The 4,028-nt window shown below is 37.8% G+C and carries 5 protein-coding genes; all 5 read right to left on the bottom strand.

Annotation, left to right across the window (positions count from 1 at the left end; translation table 11 throughout):
- Window positions 1-112: 112 nt before the first annotated feature.
- The 5 genes from JWG44_RS15810 to drt2 all read right to left on the bottom strand — a co-directional run bounded on the left by JWG44_RS15810 (window position 113) and on the right by drt2 (window position 3,712).
- Entirely contained in the window at window positions 113-532 is a 420-nt protein-coding gene (locus tag JWG44_RS15810; protein WP_205275978.1) for a putative toxin-antitoxin system toxin component, PIN family, read from the bottom strand.
- On the bottom strand, window positions 532-777 hold the full coding sequence (locus JWG44_RS15805) for a CopG family ribbon-helix-helix protein (RefSeq protein ID WP_205275977.1): 246 nt from the start codon (window positions 775-777) through the stop codon (window positions 532-534). Before JWG44_RS15805 ends, JWG44_RS15810 begins: the two co-directional genes overlap by 1 nt.
- Window positions 778-1,516: 739 nt before the next feature.
- Window positions 1,517-1,858 (bottom strand): endoribonuclease MazF, encoded by a 342-nt coding sequence (gene mazF, locus JWG44_RS15800; protein WP_205275976.1) that lies wholly within the window; start codon window positions 1,856-1,858, stop codon window positions 1,517-1,519.
- On the bottom strand, window positions 1,852-2,088 hold the full coding sequence (locus tag JWG44_RS15795; RefSeq protein WP_205275975.1) for an AbrB/MazE/SpoVT family DNA-binding domain-containing protein: 237 nt from the start codon (window positions 2,086-2,088) through the stop codon (window positions 1,852-1,854). The genes mazF and JWG44_RS15795 overlap by 7 nt, the downstream gene beginning before the upstream one ends.
- 361 nt (window positions 2,089-2,449) lie before the next feature.
- Entirely contained in the window at window positions 2,450-3,712 is a 1,263-nt protein-coding gene (gene drt2, locus JWG44_RS15790) for an antiviral reverse transcriptase Drt2 (protein ID WP_205275974.1), read from the bottom strand.
- Window positions 3,713-4,028: the final 316 nt, after the last annotated feature.

Raw genomic sequence — 4,028 nt, 5'->3', positions numbered from 1 at the left:
GCAATGTGGCTTTAGCCCGGAGTGAGCGCGAGCGGGAACCGTGAGTCGCGAACGAAGTGAGAAGCCGAAGTTAGACGCAGGTGCGGAATTTCGCGACACGGATGTCGCTGAATTAAGTTTCGTTTCTTTCTTTAATACTTAAATACTCATCTGGAGTAATGATGTTAAAGTTCTTAATTTTCTGAAGAGTTAATAAATCTTTGTCTCCAGTTATTAAATAATCGACTTTTGCCGCAAAAGCCGATTCCAGAATGTGATAATCACCTCTATCTCTTAACTCTAGGTAATCCTGAATAGGTTTATTTTTAACAACCGTTGTAATATCTCTGATTTCAGTCAAAACAATCTGAATAAAATTATTATCAAGTTTAAATTTTGGTTTAGAGAGTGTAGATTCTATCTCATCTAATATTTCTTTTGAAATATATCCTGTAAAAACCTCATCGATTAAATCTTGGAAAACAAGCCTCGGTTTTCCTTTAAATAAAATAGCTGAGATGTAAATATTAGTATCTAATAATACCTTCAGCATTAAGAAGCGTTTCTTTTATTTCTAACGGATTTAATTTCATTAAAAATATCTTTTTCAGAAATATCACTTCGATCATTAGTTTTTGAAGTGAAGTCAAAGATAGCTTGCCATCTAGTTTTTTTCTCAATATATGCTCGAGCAGCTTCACGAATCAATTCTGATCTAGATCTGTGTTCTCTTTTTGCAATCTTATCAATTTCTTTTAAAAGTGCTTTTTCGAAGGAAATATTAACAGTCTGATTCATAATCTAAATGATATACAAAGATTGTATGTTTGTCAACCTAATTTCCTCGTTTTCGTCCATACTTCTCGCCACATGGATGTGGCGTCCCCTCCGCAATTGCGTCTAACGAAAGAAGCTTGCCGACGTCGCGTCCCCGAGCGCCTGCGCGCGAAAGGGTCGCGAACTTCTCTCACTAAAAATCTCTTCTTTTACTATTAAGCCAAGTTCGCGAAGCGATGTGTCGAAGACCGAAGTGAGTCCGAACGGGAACCGTGAGTGACGAACGGAGCGGCAAGCATTAGTTAGGCGACCGTTTGCCCAATCGGAATCACAGTGAATCGCGGGGACTGCTTGGGGCTCAAAAAACATACATCACGGAAAAAGCAACTTTTGAACTTTAAAGTTTTTCCTGCAAGGAAAGACCAATACAGAAAAACCCTAACATTTCTTACTTAATCCTGGGATTAGAAATCAAGTTAGTCTAGCAAAGAGAAACAATCCGAAATTTCCCCTTGCCCCGCTTCGTCCCCGCGCCTTTTTCCGTCATCCCCTGGGCAAATGTCGCCTAACGAAAGAGGCTTCTCGACGTTGCGTCCGCAAGCGCCTGTGCGCGACGCGGTTGGCACGAGGTTCGAGCGACCTTAGTCGCGTCTCGCGAACCGAAGTGACAAAGCAATGTGGCTTTAGCCCGAAGTGAGCGCGAGCGGGAACCGTGAGTCGCGAACGTAGTGAGAAGTCGAAGTTAGTTGCTGTAGCCCGGTTAAAACACGAGCAACTTAATATTATCTAATACTTCTTTCAGAGAAAGTTTACTTATAGGTTCTATAAATTCTGCTTCTCGGATAGTCCAGTCTAAGTTTTTCACTTGATCGGAAAGAATTACGCCATTTAATTTTTTAGATTTAACAACGACTTCAAATGGGTAGCCTTTAATCTTACTTGTTATCGGACAAAATAATGCTAAACCCGTTTTAGAATTATATTCCTTAGGAGATAAGACAAGAGCTGGTCTTCGTCCATTCTGTTCATGACCTGCCTGAGGAGTAAAATTTAACCAAACAATATCCCCTTTTTCAGGAACGTATTTACTGCTCCTCACCAAGATTCATGACCGATAGAAGGACCAGTTGAAACTTCTGAGTGCAGATTCTGCTTGGTAATTTTCTCCAGCTTCTCTGCAAGAGAAGCTTTTCGCATGGGGTAAATGACTATTTTATCCCCTTCGTATTGCAACTCAACGTGACTGCCATCGTTTAGCTCCAGCTCTGTCGCCATTGCTTTGGGAATTCGAATTCCTAAACTATTACCCCATTTCTGAATAATTGATTCCATATATACATTGTATATACTTTTCAAAAATTGTCATTAATTTTCTATACACGTTTTAGAAAATTTCTAATTGCGATTTCGAATTCAGACTTACCTTGTTGTTTATTTTTTCTAATGCAAAAATAATTAGAATATCATTTCTACCTGAGTTTACATCCGGGCTATGGCAACTAACGAAAGAGGCTTCTCGACGTTGCGTCCGCAAGCGCCTGCGCGCGAAGCGGTTGGCACGAGGTTCGAGGCGCATTAGCGCCGTCACGCGAACCGAAGTGACAAAGCAATGTGGCTTTAGCCCGGAGTTAGCGCGAGCGGGAACCGTGAGTCGCGAACGCAGTGAGAAGCCGAAGTTATGCGAAGGCGCGAGTTATTTCAGCCTTTTGTAAATTTTATTCCAATGGTATTTCGTATCTTTTGTTAAAGAATCATTTTGAAAGATATTTTTTGCCCTTTTAACGTAAGAAATAAAATTATCCTTACCTAAATGAGTATAATTCGAATAGAATTTTTTTAGAAATACTTTTTTGTTCCTTTTAATCAATTGAACACTCTTTATTATTTCAATTCTTTTGTATAATTTTCTATAATAATTCGTAATTGTTTTTGGGCGCAAGCGAACCTCCCCATCGGCATAAATAAATCCCAAATACTGTATAGGTTTACCTGATACAGAAACTCCATCCTTTAACTGAATAATTTCGGTTTTAGAATCACTGATTGTTAATTTCAATTTCGCTATTTGATCTTTTACGAAATCATTATAATAATCTTTCGATTGTGACGAACAAGGTATTATAAGAATTATATCATCAGAATATCGTCTATAATACCCATTTAATTTTGCAGAGAACTTTGACATCTGCAAATCAAATTCAATCATGTAAATATTAGAGAGGAGAGCACTAAGTGCAGTCCCTTGAGGAATTCCGAATTTATTTCTATTCTTATGTATCAGACTGCGCGCTTTTATCTGATTTCTAAATTCTTTTGCGCTACAAAGTCTTTCTTTATTTAGAAGATCCTTTGGCTTAATTCCTAAGGCTTTTAAAGCTTCATCTCTCTCCGTCCATGAAAATTTAGTTATACTTTTAAATACCGAATAAACATCTGATGGCAAATGAGAAACGTTAAGGACCTTTTGTAAATTTTTCTTTAGGATCGAGTGGTCAAGTCTATCAAAAAATTTTTCTATATCAAAACATAAGACTAATGAGTTCCGATTATTTCTAAGAAAGTCAAAGGACTCACGAGCAAAATGAATATTAGATTTACCTAAACCTCTATAAGCTATAGGGTAATTAGACAACTTTTTGCTTATTAAGTAAGCCTCATATGTTTGGGAAATTCTCTGATTATAAAATTGATAAATATAACTATCTATGTGGGAACTATAATATAACTCCCTTTCTTTTATTTTCTTAACTTTTGCCGAAAACCTAGATACCTTTAGATTAAAGTGTAAAAATGGCCAAAAACTGTGTGTTTGAATGAATTGGTGATTCTCTAATTTGGTCACTAACTCTTTATTCGGAGGAAAACTACTATCGAAATGTTTGTAGCTCTTTTGTTTGAAAAGTTTTTGGAGATTTTGCATGAAAATTAGGTACGCTTTCGGACCTGCGGCTTCCATCTGAAAACGTACCCAATTTTGAAGTCCCTAGCCGCAGAAATGATTCATTGATATAACTTGCAACTTTGTGGTCGAAATTATACCAGGAGCAACTATAATGGTTGACGTATCAACTAATATAATCTTATTGACAGCAAACTTCTGTGCCGCAATATTCCCCATCCCTCATAGCATCTTCTATTAGGCAATTCAGATATTTAATGTTTTAATAATTAGTCAATCATTTTCGCGCTTTCGCATAACGAAAGAGGCTTCTCGACGTTGCGTCCGCAAGCGCCTGTGCGCGATGCGGTTGGCACGAGGTTCGAGCGACCTT

This window comes from Leptospira ainazelensis (assembly GCF_016918785.1).
Classification (GTDB): Bacteria; Spirochaetota; Leptospiria; order Leptospirales; family Leptospiraceae; genus Leptospira; species Leptospira ainazelensis.
This window is presented reverse-complemented; position numbering and strand designations above follow the sequence as displayed.